The 20762-nt window shown below is 61.4% G+C and carries 2 protein-coding genes; both read left to right on the top strand.

Annotated elements, in window-relative coordinates; all coding sequences use genetic code 11:
• The first annotated feature begins 289 nt into the window (after window positions 1–289).
• On the top strand, window positions 290–15577 hold the full coding sequence (locus KBA48_RS10875) for a calcium-binding protein (RefSeq protein WP_292906128.1): 15288 nt from the start codon (window positions 290–292) through the stop codon (window positions 15575–15577).
• A gap of 58 nt (window positions 15578–15635) precedes the next feature.
• On the top strand, window positions 15636–20732 hold the full coding sequence (locus KBA48_RS10880; protein ID WP_292906130.1) for a hypothetical protein: 5097 nt from the start codon (window positions 15636–15638) through the stop codon (window positions 20730–20732).
• Window positions 20733–20762 lie beyond the last annotated feature (30 nt).

Below are 20762 nucleotides of genomic sequence, written 5' to 3' on the forward strand. Positions count from 1 at the left end.
GGTCGCTTGGCATGCGCAATCATGGTCTTTTCCTGGAAATCAGGTTCCACCTGACAAATTCAGGTGGAAGCCACCATGGCTGACTGCCCGCATTGGGCAGTAGGCGCGGGTTGGCAATCGGCTTTATGGATTGGGTGGGGATCACTTGGTGATTCACCAATGCCATTTTACGCCCGCGCTACGGGTAATTCTCCCCCTTGTAATCGTTGGATATCAATTTCCGAAGGGCACCAACCATCCCGATCAGGGTGGTGTGACGTAGCGGAATTCAGTCATGGAGTTGGGCAGCATGAGCAACCAGACGGGCACCGCCGGTAACGACCAGATCACCGGCACGGCGGATGAGGACTTCATCGATGGCAATTCCGGCGCCGACTTGCTGCTGGGTGGTGATGGGCCGGACACCCTGAATGGCGCGTGGGGCAATGACTCGCTCGATGGTGGGGACGGCAACGACACGATCGTGTTCAGTCCCGGCAGCGACCAGATCATGGGTGGAAACGGCTTCGATACCGTGACCGTCGCGGCACCTATCTCTGACTTTACATTTTCCCGCTATGGCTATTCGCCGGCCGTGGGCAACTTTACATTGTCATTTTATGGAACCATCGGCAGTTCGGGCTTCGGTTCTGCCCAGATCCAGGGTGTAGAGCAGGTCATCTTTACCGATGCTACCGTCACCTTGCGGACCGGTACAGACAGCGGTGAACTGTTCACCGCAGGCGATAACCCTGTCCTTGTCATCAATGCGGAAGGTGGTGCCGATACGATCATCGGGGGCAATTTCAAGGACCTCATCGGTGCCGGTCTCGGTTCTGACAGTGTCTTTGCCGGTGGTGGCAATGATGAGATCGTGATCGGTATTCCCGAGAATGATACGGTCGATGGCGGCGACGGCTATGACACCGTAATCATCGGTGTTCCCGAAGGTGACGCGGTGATCATCGCCAGCGGCGATCTGGTCAGCCTTTCCGGCGGCGGTAGCGTGACTCTGGCCAATGTCGAGCGGCTGGACGTTTTCGGTGCCAGCGGTAATGACCTCATCATCGGGAGTGATCGAGAGGAATTCCTTCAGGGCATGTACGGCGACGACACGCTCCGTGGTGGCAGCGGCAATGACAGTCTCGACGGCTATTATGGCGATGACAGTCTCGACGGTGGTGCTGGCGATGATGTTCTGAACGGCAATTTTGGTAATGACACCCTGGATGGCGGTGCCGGGAACGACACGGCCAGTTTCTCCAGTTCCAGCAGTTCGGGCGTGACCCTGGTTCGCCTGGGAGAGACCAGCTTTAGTGTCGTGCATGCCAACGGTACCGGTACATTGCATAATGTCGAGTTTTTGCAGCTCGCCGATACGAGGATCAATCTTCTGACCTACGGCATGGTGTCGGGCGGCGGTACCACCGGCGATGACAACCTGTCGGGCGATGTCGGCAATAACCTGATTCAAGGCGTGGATGGCAATGACACCATCCTGGGTCTGGACGGCAACGACACGCTGGAAGGCGGGGCCGGCAATGACAGTCTGGATGGTGGCAGCGGCAGCGACAGCGTGCTGGGCGGCAATGGTGATGATACCATCATCGCTTCTGCCGGCAATGACACGCTGGATGGCGGCAGCGGCTATGATACGGTGAACTATTCAGTTGCTTCGTCGGGAATGTCCATCCAGCGCAATTATTTCCTCGCCGATGAAGGCTGGTTTAGCGCCTTGACCATCATGGGTCTTGTTGGGAATACCTACGAATACAAGAGCCTTATTGATATTGAGCGAGTGAATTTCACGGACCGGACGCTCAATATGGTGGGGTGGACCACGGGCGACGACACCGTGATCCTGGCGGATACGGGTGCCCAGCTTCATGCCGTTAATCTGTATGCCGGTAACGATACGCTGACGGGCAGCAGCGGTAACGACCTGATCGGTGCCGGTCTGGGGGCCGACAGCATCATGGCCGGCGCCGGTGATGACTATATCATGGCGGGTCGGCCAGAGGGTGACGTCATCGATGGGGGGGCCGGCTATGACACGCTGGAGGTCGGATACAGCAATTCGACCGGCGCCGTGACCATGATCATCAATTCCGGAAGCATCACCGATAATTCTGGCGGATCGCTGACCTACAGCAACATCGAATCCGTGCAGGTGATGGGCAGCTATCAATATGCCAATACCCTGTCCGGCGGAGAGACGAGAGATTCTCTGTACGGGGGTGTTCAGGCTGACTTCTTGTTCGGTGGCCTGGGCAACGACTCTCTTTGGGGTTCCAGCGGTAATGACACCCTTGACGGGTCGATGGGCAATGACACGCTGGACGGTGGCGCTGGCGATGACACGCTGAATGGCGGTGACGGTATCGACACGGTGACCCTTTACAGTGGAACCGTGGAGAACACGACTATCGTCAGTAATGGCAGTGGCAGCTTCACCGTCACCCTCAGCGGTTCCACCGATACCTTGTACAATATGGAGTATTTGCAGCTCAGCAATACCCTCATCGACCTGACCACCTATGGTTCCGGAACCGGCTCCGGTTCGGGGTCGACCTCCGGTACGACCGGTGACGACAGCCTGACGGGCGGGGCCGGTAGTGACCTGCTGCTGGGCGGTTCCGGCAACGACACGCTTTCAGGCGGCCCTGGGAATGACACGCTCGAAGGTGGCGTGGGCGATGACAGCCTGGATGGTGGCGTGGGTGACGACAGCCTTGCGGGTGGCAACGGCAATGACACTCTGGTGGCCTCTGCTGGCTATGACACGTTGGATGGCGGCAGCGGCTATGACATCGTCCAGTATATGAGCGCCGCTTTCACCGGCCTGTCGGTCACGCGTAACAATTATAACGCGTCTGAGGGTGTGTTCTATGCCGTAAATACGGCTGGGACGGTCAATGGTGTTTATGAGTACAAGCAGTTTTTCGATGTCGAGCAGATAAATTTTACCGACCGGACCCTGTATCTGGTCAACTATACAACCGGTGCCGAGAATATCGACCTGTCGACTGGTGCCGTCGACCGTTATGCTATCAATCTGGGCGCGGGTAATGACACGTTGACCGGCAGCATCAATGACGACCTGATCGGTGCGGGTCTTGGTGCCGACAGCATCATGGCTGGTGGCGGCAATGATTTTATCCTCGCGGGCCGTCCTGAGGACGACATTATCGACGGTGGCGCCGGTTATGATGTGCTGGAAATCGGTTATGAGAACTCTACCGGTTCCATCCTGGTTGTGGTTGGCAGCAGCGGTATCACGGATAATGTCGGCGGTACGCTGAGCTTCAGCAATATCGAAGGTATACAGATCGCCGGCAGTTTTTCCGGCAGCAATACGATCAGCGGCGGTATCGGCGATGAAACGATCCGGGGCGGATTCCTGGCCGATTACATATTCGGTAATACCGGCAATGATTCACTCTTCGGTTCTTCGGGCGATGACACCCTTTCCGGCGCGGCCGGCAATGACACGCTGGACGGCGGTGCTGGCAATGACACGCTGGATGGCGGTGACGGTATCGACACGGTTTATTTCTTCAGCGGGAACACGGGTAACGCGACCATCGTCAAGAATGGGGATGGCAGCTTCTCGGTCACGCTGAGCGGCTCCACCGACACCCTGTATAATGCGGAATATCTGCAGCTCAATGGCACCACGATCGACCTGACCACCTATGGTTCCGGCACTGGTACCACCGGTGACGATGATCTGACGGGCGGCACGGGCAATGATCGGTTGTTCGGTGGCGATGGCAATGACACGTTGTTTGGCGGTTCCGGCAACGACACGCTGTCGGGGGGCAATGGCGATGACCGGTTGATCGTCAGCCAGGGCTTTGATCTGGTGTATGGTGGCTCTGGTACGGATGTCCTTGTTATCCCCGGCTCCATGTCTGGGTTCGCCGTCGAGCGCTATAATTACAATTTGGCCGATGATGGCTCCTTCAGCAATATCAGCATCAGCGGCTCCTATTCTGGAAGCTACGTCTATACCCTGGCCTTTGAGGTCGAAGGGCTGAGCTTCAGCGACGGCGCCATGGTCTGGCGCACGGGCACCAATACCGGCGACCTGATTATCGCCGACACGGGCACCGGCCTGATCGTCAATGCTGGTTCCGGCGCGGATACCATTGTGGGCAGCAACCTGCATGACATTATCGGCGCTGGTGCCGATGCCGACAGTATCGCGGCCGGTGATGGCAACGACTCTATCATGCTCGGCCGTCCCAATGACGACACGGTCGATGGCGGGGCCGGTATTGATACGGTGGAAATCGGCTATTCCGCGACCACTGGCCTGACGATCACCATCGGCGACAGCCAGATCAGTGACAATAGCGGTGGCTTGGCCACCCTGAACGATATCGAACGCATCAGTGTTCGGGTCGCCGGTCGCGATACAACCATCACCGGCAGCAGCCGTGATGAATATCTGGAAAGCGCCACGGGCAACGACATCCTGTTAGGCAATGACGGCAATGACACGCTGAGGGGCGGATCGGGCGACGACAGCCTGGTGGGGGGCGCCGGTTCGGACTATTTGTATGGTGGCACCGGTAACGACACGCTGGATGGCGGGTCTGGCTATGACACGGTCAGCTTCTATCCCTTCTCCTCCACCGGCGTCACCATCACCCGTGTTGATGCCAACAGCCTGACCATTACCCATGGCGGCAATACCAGCCTGCTGCGCAATGTTGAAAGCCTCTCGCTTGCCGATACCTTCATCGACCTGACGACGTATGGAAACGACACGGGTCCCACGGGCGATGACCTGTTAACCGGCACGACGGGGGCCGATTCCATCGTGGGTGGTGCCGGCAACGACACCATCCTGGGTCTGGACGGCAATGACACGCTGAATGGCGGTATCGGCAACGATAACCTGGATGGTGGTGCCGGCAATGACAACCTGTCAGGCGGCAGCGGGGACGATACCATTATTGCGTCCTCCGGGTTCGACACGATCGATGGTGGCAGCGGCTTCGACATTGTAGCGCATGATGTGGCGTCCACCGGCCTGACTTTCAGCCGCAATCATTGGTATGCCTCTGAGGGGCGCTTCGATGCCGTGACCATCGAGAGCCTGTTCAGCGGCGGCAATTCAGCCGAAACCCTGTACAATATCGAGCAGGCAATTTTCATCGACCGCACGTTGCATATCACCAATTATACGACGGGTGCCGACAGCCTCACCCTCTCGGACACGGGCCTGTATGCGGTCAACCTGGGTGGTGGCAACGACACGCTGACGGGCAGCAGCAATGATGACCTGATTGGCGCCGGTCTTGGTGCCGACAGCATTGTGGCGGGTGCCGGCAACGACTTCATCATGGCCGGGCGACCGGAGGGTGATTATATCGACGGCGGTGCCGGCTACGACACTCTGGAAATCGGTTACAGCAACGTCACCGGCGTCACAAATGTCAGCATCAGCGACCTGATCATCAGTGATGGGTATGGCGGCAAGCTGACTTTCTCGAATATCGAGGGCATCCGGGTTACGGCTGACTACGCGACGGCCATCAATATTACGGGCAGCCTGCTCGACGAGGAGGTCTGGGGCAGCAACCAAGCCGATCTCATGGTCGGCAATGGCGGCGATGATAACCTTTTTGGTGCTTCCGGGAACGACAGCCTGTATGGCGGCGATGGCAATGACACGTTGAATGGTGATTACGGCGACGATCTATTGAACGGCGGTTCCGGTAATGACATCGCCTACATATACGCTACCGGCGCCACCATCACCAAGAACCAGGATGGCAGCTTCACGGTGGTCGGCAACGGTGCCACCGATACGCTGATCAATATCGAGACGCTGGTGCTCAACGGCCAGAATATCGACCTGACCACCTATGGCTTGACGGGGGAGACCCTGAATGGTGGCACAGGTAATGACTTCCTGACCGGCGGCACCGGCGCCGACCTGATCATCGGGTTCGCCGGTGATGACAATGTCTATGCCGGCGACGGCAACGACACGGTGCAGGGCGGTGACGGCCTTGACACCCTGTTTGGCGGCCTGGGTGCCGACAGTCTGCAAGGGGGCAGCGGCGACGATTACCTGGGTGGTGACGATCCCGGTATTTCCGGCAGCAACGACACGCTGGACGGTGGTGAAGGCTACGACATCGCCTCCTATAATGTTGAGAACGCGACCGACCCGGTCACCTTCATCGTCGCCCCCAACACGGGCGGAACAACCCAGCAGAATGACGGGTTGGGTGGCACCGATACGCTGATCGGCATCGAGGAGGTGCATGTCCTGGGGGGCAGCGGCGGTGACCTGATCATCGGTAACGACAGCCGAAACTATTTCGAAGGGCGCGGCGGCAATGACAAGCTGACGGGCGGCGGGGGGGACGACACTTTCTCCTTCCTGGTGGATGCACCGGTCGGTGTCGATTACATCAGTGACCTCAGCATCGGCGATAACATCAATTTCTATCAGTCGACCGGCGCGGTCACGTTGAACACCGTCATCCAGGCGGGCGACGATAAAAGTGGCATCGCCCTGGGCGAGGTTCGGGTTGCCGCCAGCAGCGGCGGTTACTCGACCCTGTTCGTTAATGCCGGTGGCGGTGCCGGGATCGTGACGATCCAGTTGGCCGGCTATGTCGAAGCAGGTGACTTGCGGGTCGATCACTGGAACTCGACGGCCAGCATCAGCCTGACCGGCGGTAGCTCTGGGGCCTCGGCTGGGAATGATACGCTGGTCGGCGTGGCCGGCGGCAATTTCATCGTCGGCATGGCCGGTGATGACAGCATCCTTGGTGGCGCGGAGAGCGACAATCTGTTCGGTGACCGGCATCTTTTCAACAATAACAACCTGCGCGGTGACGGCAACGACACCATTTTCGGCTATGGCGGCGCTGATTTCATCCGTGGTGGCGGCGGCGCCGATCTCATTGACGGTGGTGACAGTGACGACGTGCTTTATGGTTCCTATTCCAGTTCGCCCGTTTCGGCGGCTCTGGACGGTGCCGATACGCTGATCGGTGGAGCCGGTGACGACGTCCTGCGCGGCAACCATGGCGATGACAGCCTGCTGGGCGGTGCCGGCGATGACAATCTGCGCGGCGATGCCGGCAGCGATACGCTGGATGGTGGCGATGGGTTTGACTTCGTTTCCTACTATTATGACGGGGTCGACCTGACCGGTGGGGTGAATGTCAATCTGAACGCCTTTACACCGGGTGAGACCTATACATTTGTCGATGCCTTTGGCGGCACCGACACATTGATCGGCATCGAGCGCATCGGTCTGGGTGGGACCCAGTTCGCCGATACAATCACGGGCAGCGCCTTTGATGATCAGGTGGCCGGCGGTGACGGCAATGACAGCATCGATGGCGGGTCGGGGAATGATTATCTTGTCGGTGATGCCGGTGAAGACACGCTGCGGGGTGGGGCGGGCAATGACACGCTGATTGGCGCCGAAGACAATGACCTGCTGGATGGAGGCGACGGCTACGACCTGGCGAGTTTTGATTTCACGGCCGGGACGGGCGCCATCAGCTTCACCGCTTCCGGATTGGTGAGCGGGTCGGGCGTGATCCATGGGGATACGCTGATAGGGATCGAGGCCGTCGAAGTCTGGGGTACCAGCTTCGATGATACGATCCATGGCTCCGCCGGCAATGACATCATTGATGCTGGTGCAGGCAATGACGTCATCGATGGTGGTGCCGGGCGTGACACGGCCTATATCTACGCCACAGGCAATACCTCCATCGTCCGCAACAACAATGGCAGCTTCACGATCACCAATGATGGGTTCACCGACACGCTGTTGAGTGTTGAAACCCTGGTGCTGAACGGTGAGACGATTGACCTGACCACCTATGGCGGCTCGGGCGCAGGTGACCAGAACCTGACGGGGACCAGCGGCGGCGACCAGTTGAACGGAGGGGCCGGCAACGACCTTATCCTGGGTCTGGGCGGTAACGACAATATCAGCGGCTTTGCTGGCAATGACACGCTGGATGGCGGCGATGGTGACGATTACCTGTTCGGCAATGCCGGTGACGACAGTCTGGTGGGCGGTATCGGCAACGACTATTTGCGCGGGGATGATGCCGGCAACAGCGGTGGCAATGACACGCTGGTCGGCGGCCTTGGATCGGACGTCGCGGCCTATAGTTTTGAAGGCAGCAGCACGGCCGTCAATTTTACTGTTGTGACCAATACCGGCGGTACCGTCACGCAGAGCGACGGGCTGGGCGGCACCGATACGCTGATCGGCATCGAATATGTGCATGTCCTGGGCAGCGACGTCGCCGACACGTTCGTCGGTAATGATGGCGAGAACTACATCGAAGGTCGCGGCGGGGACGACACGCTGACAGGCGGCGGCGGCAATGACAATTTTGCCTATCGCGTCGATGTGGCGGTCGGGGTGGATCGGATCACTGATTTCAGTGTTGGCGACGGCATCAATTTCTATCTGCCGTCCGGCACCGTCGCGCTTGGCACCACCATCCAGACCGGTAGCGACAGCAGCGGCATGGTCCTGGGGGATGTGCGCGTCGGCGCAACCAGTGGCGGGTATACCACGCTTTACGTCTATGCCGGTGGCACGGCCGGTCTGGTGGAGATCCAGATTGCCGGCAGCCTGGCGGCCAGCGATCTGCAGGTCGGCCATTGGGGCAATTCGGCGGGCATCTACCTGATCGGCGGTACGCCGGGTGCGTCACCCGGCAATGATACGCTGGTGGGCACCTCCGGTTCGTTCAGCCCCATCGCGGGTTTGGGCGGTGATGACCAAATTACCGGCACGCAGGATGGCGACAGCCTGTTCGGCGGCAGTCTTTCCAATAACAACAACAACCTGACGGCCGATGGCAACGACACCATCCTGGGCTTGGGCGGCGACGACATTATTCGTGGCGGTGGCAGCAGCGATTATATCGATGGCGGCGACGGCAACGACGCGCTCTATGGCTCCAACAACAGCTCGCCGGTCTCGGCGGCGCTTGACGGTGCGGATACGCTGATTGGTGGTGCCGGTGACGACGTCCTGCGCGGCAACAATGGCGATGACAGCCTGCTGGGAGGTGCTGGCAACGACAATCTGCGCGGAGATGCCGGCAACGACACCCTGGATGGTGGCGATGGCATCGACTTCGTTTCCTATTATTATGGCGGGATCACCCAGTCAGGGGCCGTGAGTATCGACATCTCAGATTTCACGCCGGGCGCCAGCTATACATTCACGGATGCGTTCGGCGGCACCGACACCCTGATTGGCATCGAGCGGCTTGGTATCAGCGGGTCGCAATTCGCCGATACCATTACCGGCAGCGCCTATGACGACCAGCTCAACGGCTCGGCTGGCAATGACAGTATCATTGGCGGTGCCGGTAACGACTATATCACTGGCGATGATGGCGACGGCGACACCGGTGTTGACACGCTGCGCGGTGGGGATGGCGACGATACGCTGGTGGGCGGTCTTGGCAATGACCTTCTGGATGGTGGTGCCGGGTTTGATTTCGCGGTCTATGAGTTCTACGCATCGGCGTCGGGCATCAATTTCTCAGCGACGGGTCTATCCGGCGGATCTGGCATCCTGTTGGGCCAGACGCTGGTGGATGTCGAAGCCGTCATGGTCACGGGCAGCTCCGGCCATGACACGATTACCGGGTCTGCCGGTCATGACGTGCTGTCCGGCGGGGAAGGCAACGATCTGCTGTTCGGCGGTGCCGGCAACGATACGTTCAGTTTTGACGGCTACTACTCCGCCCCCAACGGCATCGACACGATCGCGGATTTCGGCGACGGGGACACGATCCTGGTGAACGGCGCGATGCTGAGCGGCATCACCTCCGGCGGTGCCACCGGCATCCCCTTTGGCGGCGTACACATCCAGGCGGGCGCCAGCGGTACCACGCTGGTTCATGTCGGGCTGGGGGGCACGGGTGCGGCCGATCTGACAATTGTCCTTAATGGCACGCATACGGCCAGCGAATTCATCATCGTTGATGGTAATCGTCTGGCCCTGGCCGCCGGTATTCCGCAAAGCCTGACGGGAACCACCGGTGCCGATACCATGGTTGGTGGCAACCAGAACGACACGATCCTGGGTCTGGCTGGTGATGACGTGCTGGCCGGTCTCGGCGGGTCGGACAGCCTGCAGGGCGGTGACGGCAATGACGTGCTGGCCGGTTATTCCGGCGGTGAGGGCAACAGCGTCGGCGACGGGGCGGACACGCTTGACGGTGGTTCGGGAACCGACACGCTGATCGGTTTCGACGGCGACGACCTGCTGCTGGGCGGTGACGGCAACGACCAACTTCGGGGCGATGCGGGCAATGACACGCTGGATGGTGGCGCGGGTAACGATGTCGCTTCCTACCGGTTCGACAATCTGGGCCTGACGGGTGGCATTTTCTTCGATGCGGGCGGTTTGACCGGTGATGGCGTGACCATCGCCGATGGTCGCGGCGGCACCGACACCTTGTCGGGCATCGAATCTATCATCGTCGTCGGTTCTAATTTTGCTGACACGCTCTCGGGTAGCGCCGGCGGCGATCAGATCACGGGCGGCTCCGGCAACGATTTCATCCAGGGCGGTGCGGGTGACGATTTCTACCTGGAGGGTGGGGTCGGCAACGATACGATTGATGGTGGCGCCGGCTCGGCCGATGCGGCGGTCTATGACCTGAGCGTCATGACCACGGGTGTGAAGTTCGATGGCGGTGCCTTCGCGCAGACGGCCCCAGCGACCCTCGCCGATGGCCGGGGCGGCATCGACACGCTGATGAACATAGAGGTGCTGAAAATCAGCGGCGGTTCCGGCAATGATCTGCTGATCGGCTCCACGCTGGTCGATCATCTGGCCGGCGGCATGGGCGCCGACACGCTGATCGGTGGCGCCGGAAACGACGTCTTTATCTTCGCGGGCGAACAGGGCGTCGATCGTATCCGTGATCTGGAGGCGGGCGACAGCATCCTGGTCCTTGGCCGGGACTTCACCGGTATTAGTGATGTAACCAACACTGGGGGCAGTCTGCTGGCCAATCAGGTCGGTGTCATGTCCCTGGGTAACAACGCGACCCGTCTGTTTATCGGCATCAACGATGTTGCCGGCGCCGATCTGATGATCGATCTCGATGGCAGCTTCACGGCGGCGGACTTCACCCTTTCCGGTGGGCGCATCACCGCCAGCTACGCGGCGGCTTACAGCACGGGCGACGGCACGGCCAACACGCTGACCGGGCGTGGGCTGAATGACAGCCTGAACGGCGCTGGCGGCAATGACACGCTGTTGGGGGCCGGGGGCAGTGACACGCTGCTGGGTGGAGAGGGGGACGACCTCCTGTTCGGCGGTGCCGATACGGGCAGCCTGTCCACAGTGCCCGACCTGGGCGACAGCCTGGATGGCGGCGCCGGCAACGATCTGCTGCACGGCGGCGACGGTGCCGATACGCTGCTGGGGAGTGACGGCAATGATCATCTGCGTGGTGATGCCGGCAATGACCTTCTCGATGGCGGCAGCGGCAGCGACACCATCTCCTATCGGTTTGATGATCTGGGCCTGACGGGGGGTGTCAGCTTCTCCCTGGCCGAGATCATCAGCGGCAACAGCGGGACGGTTGGCGATGGTCGCGGCGGCACCGACACGCTGCTGAATTTCGAGACCATCAGCGTAACCGGCAGCAACTTTGCCGACACCTTTACCGGCAGCGCGCTGGGGGATGAGATATCGGGCATGAGCGGCGCCGATCTGATCGCTGGCGGTTCCGGCAATGACACGCTGTCGGGTGGCGAGGGCAATGACACGATTTCTGGTGATGCCGGCAATGACATGATCGCCGGAGACGGCGGCAGCGACAGCCTTCTGGGGGGCGATGGCGACGATACGCTGGCTGGTGGTGCCGGCACCGATACCTTGGACGGTGGCAGCGGGAACGATACCGCCTATTACGACCTTTCCGAGGGTGCCACAGGCGGCGTGCAACTGCGCGTTTCCGGCAATTTTGTCCAGGTCAACAACAGTGTCACCGACACCTTGCGCCTGATCGAGCGGATCGAGGTCAGGGGCAGCAGCTTTGCCGACACGATCCAGGGCGGGCTTGGCAATGAAACCATCGCCGGCATGTCCGGCAATGACAGCCTGTCGGGCGGGGGTGGCAACGACACCTTCCTCTATTTCGCCGCCGACCCGTCCAACACGGGCGCGTTGCTGGCCCAGGGGGTCGATCGTATCGTCGATTTCGCACCCGGCGACCGTATCACGGTGCAGGGGTTGACCTTCGGTAGCGGGACCGTCAGCAGTGGCAATGGCGCCGGCGTGCAGTCTGGTGTGGTGCAGTCGGAGATTGTGAACGGTGTCACCCGGATCCATATCGGTCTCGACAGCAATGCCGGCGCCGATCTGATGATCGAATTGGGAACTGCCGTGGAAGCGGCGAACCTGCGCCTGTCCGGCTCTGACATCGTTTCGTCCGCAAATCTGCTGCTGACCGGTACCGCCAACGCGGAATATCTGGCCGGCGGTGATGGGGATGACACCATCAACGGCTTTGGGGGTAACGATTTCCTGGTCGGCGGTGCCGGCAATGACAGCCTGAATGGCGGCGACGGCCAGGATCAACTGGATGGCAGCGTCGGCAACGACACGCTTAACGGCGGATCGGGTGATGACACTGTGCAGGTGGGCCAGGCACTTGCTGACGGTTACACCATCGCGCGCAATGGCGATGGCAGCATATCGCTGACCACCAGCGCATATGGCACCGATACGCTGATCGATGTGGAGGGCCTGTCCTTTAGCGACGCCTATGTACGTCTGACCGTTGCCAGCTTCGTGGGCCCCGGTGGTACTTCCTATGACGGCACGGATGCCTTTGGTGACAGTATCGCCGGTGGCACTGGCAACGATTATCTGAACGGCCGTGATGGCAATGACACGCTGGTCGGCGCCGCCGGTGGCGATTATTTCTTCGGCGGCAAGGGTAATGACGTCATCCAGGGTGGCGACGATGGCGTGCAGCAGGGCAATGTCCTGGTGGATGTGGCGCGCTACGAAGGCAATTTCGCCAGCTACACCATCACCCAGTCGATGGTCGGCAATGTGTTGACCTTCACCATCACTGATGACCAGCCCACGGTTGGCGGTGATGACGGGACCGATGTCTTGACGGGTATCGAGGCCTTGAGCTTCAAGGATGACGGCTTTGTCCGGCTGGTCCCGCAGATCTACACGAACCAGGATGGCTCGACCTATGTGGAGGGGACGCGGTTTGCCGATGATCTGACCGGTTCGGCCAATCGCGACAACTTCAATCCCGGCCTGGGGGCTGATACGGTTGATGGGGGCGCCGGCGATGACAATGTGTTCTACAATGTGACCATGTCGTCGGTTGTGGTGGCGGCTTCAGGAGCGGATTTCACCATCACCATCGGTGGTGCCACGTCGCTGCTGAAAAATATAGAGAGCGTCAATTTCCAGGACGGATATCTGCGCCTGATGCCCTATGTGTCGACCGATGCCAGCGGCAACAGCTTCATTGACGGCACGGACTTCGCTGAGACGCTGACGGGCGGTACCGGCAATGATTACATCCGCGGCAATGCCGGTGCGGACAATCTGTCCGGCGGCGCGGGTGGCGATTATCTGGAAGGCGGTTCCGGCAACGATACGATCGATGGCGGCGCCAATGGCACTACCGTCGACAATTACGTGCTGATCGATGTCGCGCGCTACAATGGCAATTTCGCCGACTATACCATCACGCGCAATGGCGGGACGGTGACCGTTACCGACGACAATCCCACCGATGGCGATGACGGTACCGACACGCTGACCAATGTCGAGGTGCTGGGCTTCAAAGACGACGGCTATGTTCGCATCGTGGCGCAAACCGTCACCAACACCGATGGGTCGCTCTATATCGAGGGCACGCGGTACAACGACAATCTTGAAGGTGTTGCCAGCAACGACTATTTCCGTCCGGGCCTGGGTGTCGATACGATCGATGGCAAGGATGGCAATGATACGGTCGGGCTGGACTTCGCCTACAACCAGGCGAACCTGACGCAGAGTGGCGGTTCCTGGGTCTATAGCCAGGGCGGTAACGTCTATACGCTGACCAATGTCGAAGCCCTGTCCTTCACCGACCAGTATCTGCGGCTGGCGCCGGCGGTCTATTCAGGGACGGACGGCAACAAGTCGGTAAATGGCACCGACTTCAGCGACAACCTGTCCGGCCTTGCCGGGACGGGCAATGATTACATCGATGGCGGCAGCGGCAATGATACGATCGATGGTGCGGCCGGCGGCGATTACCTTTATGGCGGTGCTGGCAACGACGTGATCGATGGCGGCGCCGAGGGCACGGGCAGCGGCGGCGAGATTTATATCGATGTCGCTCGCTTCAACGGCAACATGGCCGATTATACCATCACCCGGTCAGGCGGCACCGTGACGGTGACCGATACGCTCGACGGCAGCGAAGGCACCGATGCGCTGACCAATGTTGAGGGGCTGAGCTTCAACGACGTCTTTGTGCGCATCGCGGCCCAGACCTTCATCTCCAGCGACAATCTCACTGCCTATACGGAGGGAACGCAATTCGATGACAATCTGACGGGCAGCAGCCGCGCGGATTATTTCGATGGGCGTGGGGGTGCGGATACGATTGAGGGCGGCGATGGGGACGACACTGTCCGCGTGGATGCCAACCTGTCGGCGGTGGTGATCAACGACACGGCCGACGGTTTCACGGTTACGGTGGGGGCCGCGGTGCTGACCCTCAGCAATATCGAAGGGTTAAGCTTCAACGACACCTACGCCCGCCTGACGACCTTCGTGTCCAGCGACGGCCGGACCCATATCGGAACGGAAGTGCTGGGCGACACCATCACCGGTTCCTCCAACGGTGACTATATCAACGGCTATGCCGGCAATGATGTCCTGTTCGGTGACGCGGGCAGCGACGTCCTCATCGGCGGTGCCGGCAACGACACGATCGATGGCGGCGATAACGCTTCCGGTCTGGATGTGGCCTCCTATTCCGGTGCTTTCACGGATTATGTGATCGCCGCAAATGGCGGCACCATCACCATCACGGACAGCAATGCCGCCGATGGCAATGAAGGCACCGATACGCTGACCACTATCGAGGCGTTGCAGTTCAGCGACCGGTTCGTGCGTGTGGCCGTGGAACGGGTGGCCACCAACCTGTCCGCCAGCGGGGAGTATGTCTATGGCACCGTGCTGGGCGAGGTCATTGCCGGCACCAGTGATGGTGACGGGATCCTGGGCCGGGAAGGCAACGACACGATCAATGCTGGCAGCGGCGATGATTATATCGATGCCGGCCTTGGCGACGATTTCATCGATGGCGGTGCCGGCAACGACGTGTTCCGCTGGGTGACCGGCGACGGCAATGACACGATCAGCGGTTTTGAGGCGGGCGACATCCTGTCCATCAACAGCGTGGTCAATGCCAGCGACGTTGCCTTCAACATTGTCGGCAGCAACACCGTCATCACCGTCGGTACCGCTACGCTGACCCTCCTGGGCTATACCGCCCTCCTCACCGACGACAATTTCGGCGCTGGTTGAGGCGGGGCCGCGTCCCCGTCCTCACCCTCTCCGCGATCCAATTATACGGAAGCAAGATATGGCCCTGGTTCCGCCCGATCAGAACGTTGCCCCCACCAACACCGTCCCCGGCACCACGCTTTCCGCCACGCAGGGCCTGGCCCGCACGGTGGCGGGCCTGTCCATCGCCGACGCCACGCAGGACAATTCCATGAGCGTGGTCCTGTCGACGACCAGCGGTGCATTGTCCGTCACCGCCATTCCCGGCGTGACCGTTGCCGGCAATGGTAGTGCGACCGTCACCCTGTCGGCTAGTTCCGGCAGCGTGGTCGCCAACCTGAATAGCGTGCTGTCCAGCCTCAGTTTCACGGGGGCAGCGGTCGGTACCGCGACTATCCGAATGGAAACGACGGACAGCGGGAACCTGTCCGACGTGGACACGTTCAATATCGGCGTCACGGCCAACCAGGCGCCGCTCAATGCCGTGCCGTCGGCTCTGACGGCCCAGGTCTCCACGGCGCTGGCCCTCTCAGGGGCCAATCTGGTCTCCGTGTCGGACAGCGATGTCTCGACCATGACGGTGACCCTGACGACCAGCAATGGCCGTTTCACCTCGGCCAGCGGGACCGGATCGGGGACGGGCAGCCTGACCCTGACCGGCACGGTGTCGGACGTAAACACGGCGCTGGCCAATGTCAGCTACACGCCGGCGACGGCGGGCAGCACCACGATTACCGTGGCCAGCAGCGATGGGCTGGGCGGTTCCGACAGCGATACGATCAATGTGTCCGTTGCGGCCGCCCCCAACAGTAACCCGTTGAACACGGTTCCGGTCAGCACGCAGACCGCGACGGAGGATGTCGCGGCGACGGTGACCGGCGTGGAAGTCAGCGATGGCAATGCGGGTGACACGTTGACGGTCACCTTCACGGCCAGTGCCGGCACCCTGTCGGGTTCCAACGCCTCCCGGCAGGGAGTGACCTTCACCCAGAATTCCAGCGGTTCCGTCACCTTCGCGGGCAGCAACCAGACCGATCTGAACGCGGCGATCGACACCCTGACCTTCACGGGGACCGATCCGGGCGTGGCCACCATCACGATGAGCACCAGTGATGGCCAGGGCGGCACGGCCAACAGTTCCATCACCTATTCGGTGGCGGCGGCCAGCAATACTCCCCCTGTCAACACCCTGCCGTCGGGCACCATCACCGGTGCCACCCGCGGTGTCGCCTTCGCGCTGACCGGTTCCAACCTTATCAGCGTCGCCGATAATGGCAGCAGCCTGACAACGACGGTGGCCACCGACAACGGCACCCTGACCCTGGTTGCCAGCGGTTCCGCAAATGTCAGCAATTCCGGCACGGCAACGGTCACCATCACGGGCACCCCGTCCGATGTGTCCGCTACGTTGGCCAGCCTCAGCCTGCTGGCCAGTAATGCGGGCACCGCTACGATCTCCGTGACCAGCAGCGACGGCAGCCTGAACGATGCCGACAGTTTCCAGGTCACCATCGCCGCTCCGGCCAACAATGCCCCCGTCACCACGGCACCACCAAGCGTCTCGGTGGAAAATGGCAAGTCGCTGGCCCTGACCGGCGGCAATCTGATCAGCGTCACCGACAGCGACAGCGGCGATACCCTGACGGTACAGCTATCCTCCAGCAACGGTACGCTGTCGGCCAATGGAGGTGGGACCATCACGGGATCGGGGACGACATCGCTATCCATTGTCGGCACGGCGGCAGAGGTCAATGCCGCTCTGGCCAACCTGTCCTTTACCCCCACGGCGGTGGGGGCAGGGACCATCACGGTCACCACCACCGACCTTGCCAGCGCCAATGACAGCGACCAGATCGCGGTCACGGTGACGGTCGATGCCACGGCGCCCACCACGCCGCTCGATACCAACAACACCGCCAATGCGATATTGACCAGCGCCATCAACGGTGCCTTTGTGGGCATCACGGCCAGTTCCACGGACGCGGTTGGTCCCATCACCTACAGCCTGACGACCAATCCCGGCAATGCCTTCGCCATCAACAGCAGCACCGGCGTCGTCACCGTGGCCAATGCGTCGGCTTTGACCGGTGGCACGGCAACCCTGACGGTGCGGGCGACCGACGGCGCCAGCAATTTCAGCAGCGCCGATTTCACCGTCACCGTCACGGTGGCGGACACGACGCCTCCGACAACTCCCGTTGACGCGGATAATACCGCCAATAGCGTTTCCACCAGCGCCAGCAACGGCACAGCCGTGGGTGTCACGGCCAGTTCCACGGATGCGGTCGGCACCATTACCTACAGCCTGACAACCAACCCCGGCAATGCCTTCGCCATCGACAGCAGCACGGGCGTCATCACGGTTGCCAATGCCTCCGCCCTGACCGCGGGCACCGCGACCGTGACGGTCCGGGCTGTCGACGGCGCCAGCAATGCCAGCAGTGCCGATTTCGCGATCACGGTCACCACACCGGATGTCACCCCGCCCAGCACGCCGGTGGACACCAATAATGCCGCGAACACCGTGTCATTGAACACGAGCAACGGTGCCGGTGTCGGCATTACCGCCAATTCAACGGACAATGTCGGGCCCGTCACCTACAGTCTGACGGCCAATCCCGGCAATGCCTTTGCCATCAACAGCAGTACGGGCGCCATCACGGTTGCCAATGCCTCCGCCCTGACCGCCGGTGCCGCGACCTTGACGGTCCGGGCCGTCGACGGCGCCAGCAATGCCAGCAGTGCCGATTTCACGGTCAATGTGACGGTTCCCGATACACCGCCGCCGTCGGACACGACACCGCCGAGCACCCCGGTGGACGCCAATAATGCTGTGAACAGCGTGTCGGTGGATGCGGCGAACGGTACGGCGGTTGGCATCACGGCCAGTTCGACCGACAATTTCAGCGGCGTCACCTACAGCCTGACGAGCAATCCCGGCAATGCATTCGCGATCGACAGCACGACCGGTGTCATCACGGTGGCCAATGCTGCTGCCCTGACGGTCGGTGTCGCCGCCCTGACGGTGCGGGCGGCCGATAGTGCCAGCAATGCCAGCAGCGCCAGTTTTACGCTCACCGTCACACCGGCCCCCGATATCACGCCGCCGACAGTGCCCGTGGACGCCAACAGCGCAGCCAACACCGTCGCGACCAGTGCCAGTGTCGGGACGGCCGTGGGCATCACCGCGCAGTCAACCGATGCCGGCGGACCCGTGACCTACAGTCTTTCCAGCAATCCGGGCAATGCCTTTGCCATCAATGGTACGACCGGTGTGGTCACTCTGGCCAATCCGGCGGCCCTGACCGCCGGGACGGTCACCCTGGCGGTGACCGCTACCGATGCTGCTCTGAACCGCAGTACGGGCAACTTTGCCGTCACCGTTACGGGCGCCAGTACCACCACCACGACGGAGACGGTGGGTGGCACCACGGTTACACGTCAGGTGACAACTGATGCCAGCGGTGTCGTTACCGCCACCACCAGTGTCGCGCCCGTACCGGCCGGGACCACGACTCCCGTGAGCTTCAATCTTGTGGGCGATGGCAGCGCCTTGCAGGCTGTCCTGCCCGCGGGTGCCGGCATCACCACGACGGGGCGCAGCGGCGCCCTTACCCCGACCCAGGCGGCGGGTGCCGCCACCAGCGGTCTCACCGGGGTGGTGACCAGCCCGGATGCAGTGCTGACGGGGTCCATCACAGGCTACACGTCATCGTTGCCGGCGGGGACTAGTCTGGTCGTCCAGACCCTGACCCCCACGCTGACCGGCACGACGGCTGCCCCGATCACGATCACTGGTGGCAGCCAGACAGGGCGGCAGGAGGCCCTGATCATCAATGCGACCGGCCTGCCGGCCGGCTCGACCTTGAACATGAACAATGTCGACTTTGCCGTCATTGCCGGGGCGGTCACGATCCAGGGAGGGGCCGGGGCCAATTTTGTGGTTGGTGACACGGCTGCCCAGCGTTTTACCTTGGGCGCGGACGATGACACGCTGCGCGGTGGTGGCGGCGACGATTACGTGGCCAGCCTGGGTGGTGACGATCTGCTTTATGGCGATGCCGGCAACGACACTGTCAGTGGCGGCATCGGTGACGACCGTCTTTCCGGCGGCGGGGGTAACGACCTGATCCAGGGCGGGGACGGTTTCGACGTTGTGCGCGTTGATGCCCTGTTCAGCAATGTCACGATCACCCGCAACACGGACGGTACCGTCACTGTTAGCGACCGTACCGGTGCCGCCGGCACGGACATTCTGCATGATGTGGAATTGCTGCGCCTGACCGACAGGGTTGTTGTTCTGGCCGGCGATGGCCATGGGGTCGCCACCAAGCTTCCCTCGGCCACATCGTTTGATGAGGCGGCTTATCTGGCCGCCAACCCCGATGTGGCGGCGGCCGTAAAGGCCGGCCTGTTGCCCAGCGGCGCACAGCATTACGCGACATTCGGCCAGACGGAAGGCCGCGTCACCAACGCCACCTTCGACAGTGCCTATTATCTTGCCCATAATCCCGACGTGGCAGCAGCGGTGCAGGCGGGCGTGTTCCGCAGCGCTTATCAGCATTTCCAGATTTATGGTGAAGCGGAGCTGCGGGCGCCCGCCGCCGACCGCGGCTTTGACGGCAGCCTTTACAGCGAACGGCTGTATCTACAGGCCAACCCAGACGTCGCCAATGCCGTGGCGCAAGGCGTGCTCAAGTCCGGCCTGCAGCATTATACCCAGTTCGGGCAGGCGGAAGGGCGTGCGGCTTTCCCCACCTTGACCGGCACCGTGGCGGCCTTGTTCGATGAAGCCTATTATCTGGCAACCAATCCCGATATCGCGGCGGCGGTGTCCGCTGGCGTCCACGCCAATGGGCTTGAGCATTTCCTGATATTCGGCCGGGCCGAAGGCCGCGCCCCCGATGCCTTGTTCGATCCGGATTGGTATCTGGCGAAGAATCCCGACGTGGCTGCGGCCATCCGGAATGGATATATCGACAGTGCCTTCAGCCATTATGTTGCTTTCGGTGCCCGCGAGGGCCGCGATCCATCCGCTTGGTTCGACGGTTCCGCTTATCTTGATGCCTATCCGGATGTGACGGCGTCCGGCGCCAACCCGCTCGCGCACTATCTGGCCATTGGACAAAACGATGGCAGGAGCAGCTTCACCGCCGACAGCGGGCTGTGGCTCTAAGGCCGGTGATGCCGGTCAGGGGCGGTTACG

Source organism: Niveispirillum sp., assembly GCF_017996735.1.
Lineage (GTDB): Bacteria > Pseudomonadota > Alphaproteobacteria > Azospirillales > Azospirillaceae > Niveispirillum.

What these genes read in the sequence shown, in the direction of transcription:
- KBA48_RS10875 (WP_292906128.1), top strand. Translation starts at nt 290, where the DNA reads ATGAGCAACCAGACGGGCACCGCCGGTAACGACCAGATCACCGGCACG.
- KBA48_RS10880 (WP_292906130.1), top strand. Translation starts at nt 15,636, where the DNA reads ATGGCCCTGGTTCCGCCCGATCAGAACGTTGCCCCCACCAACACCGTC.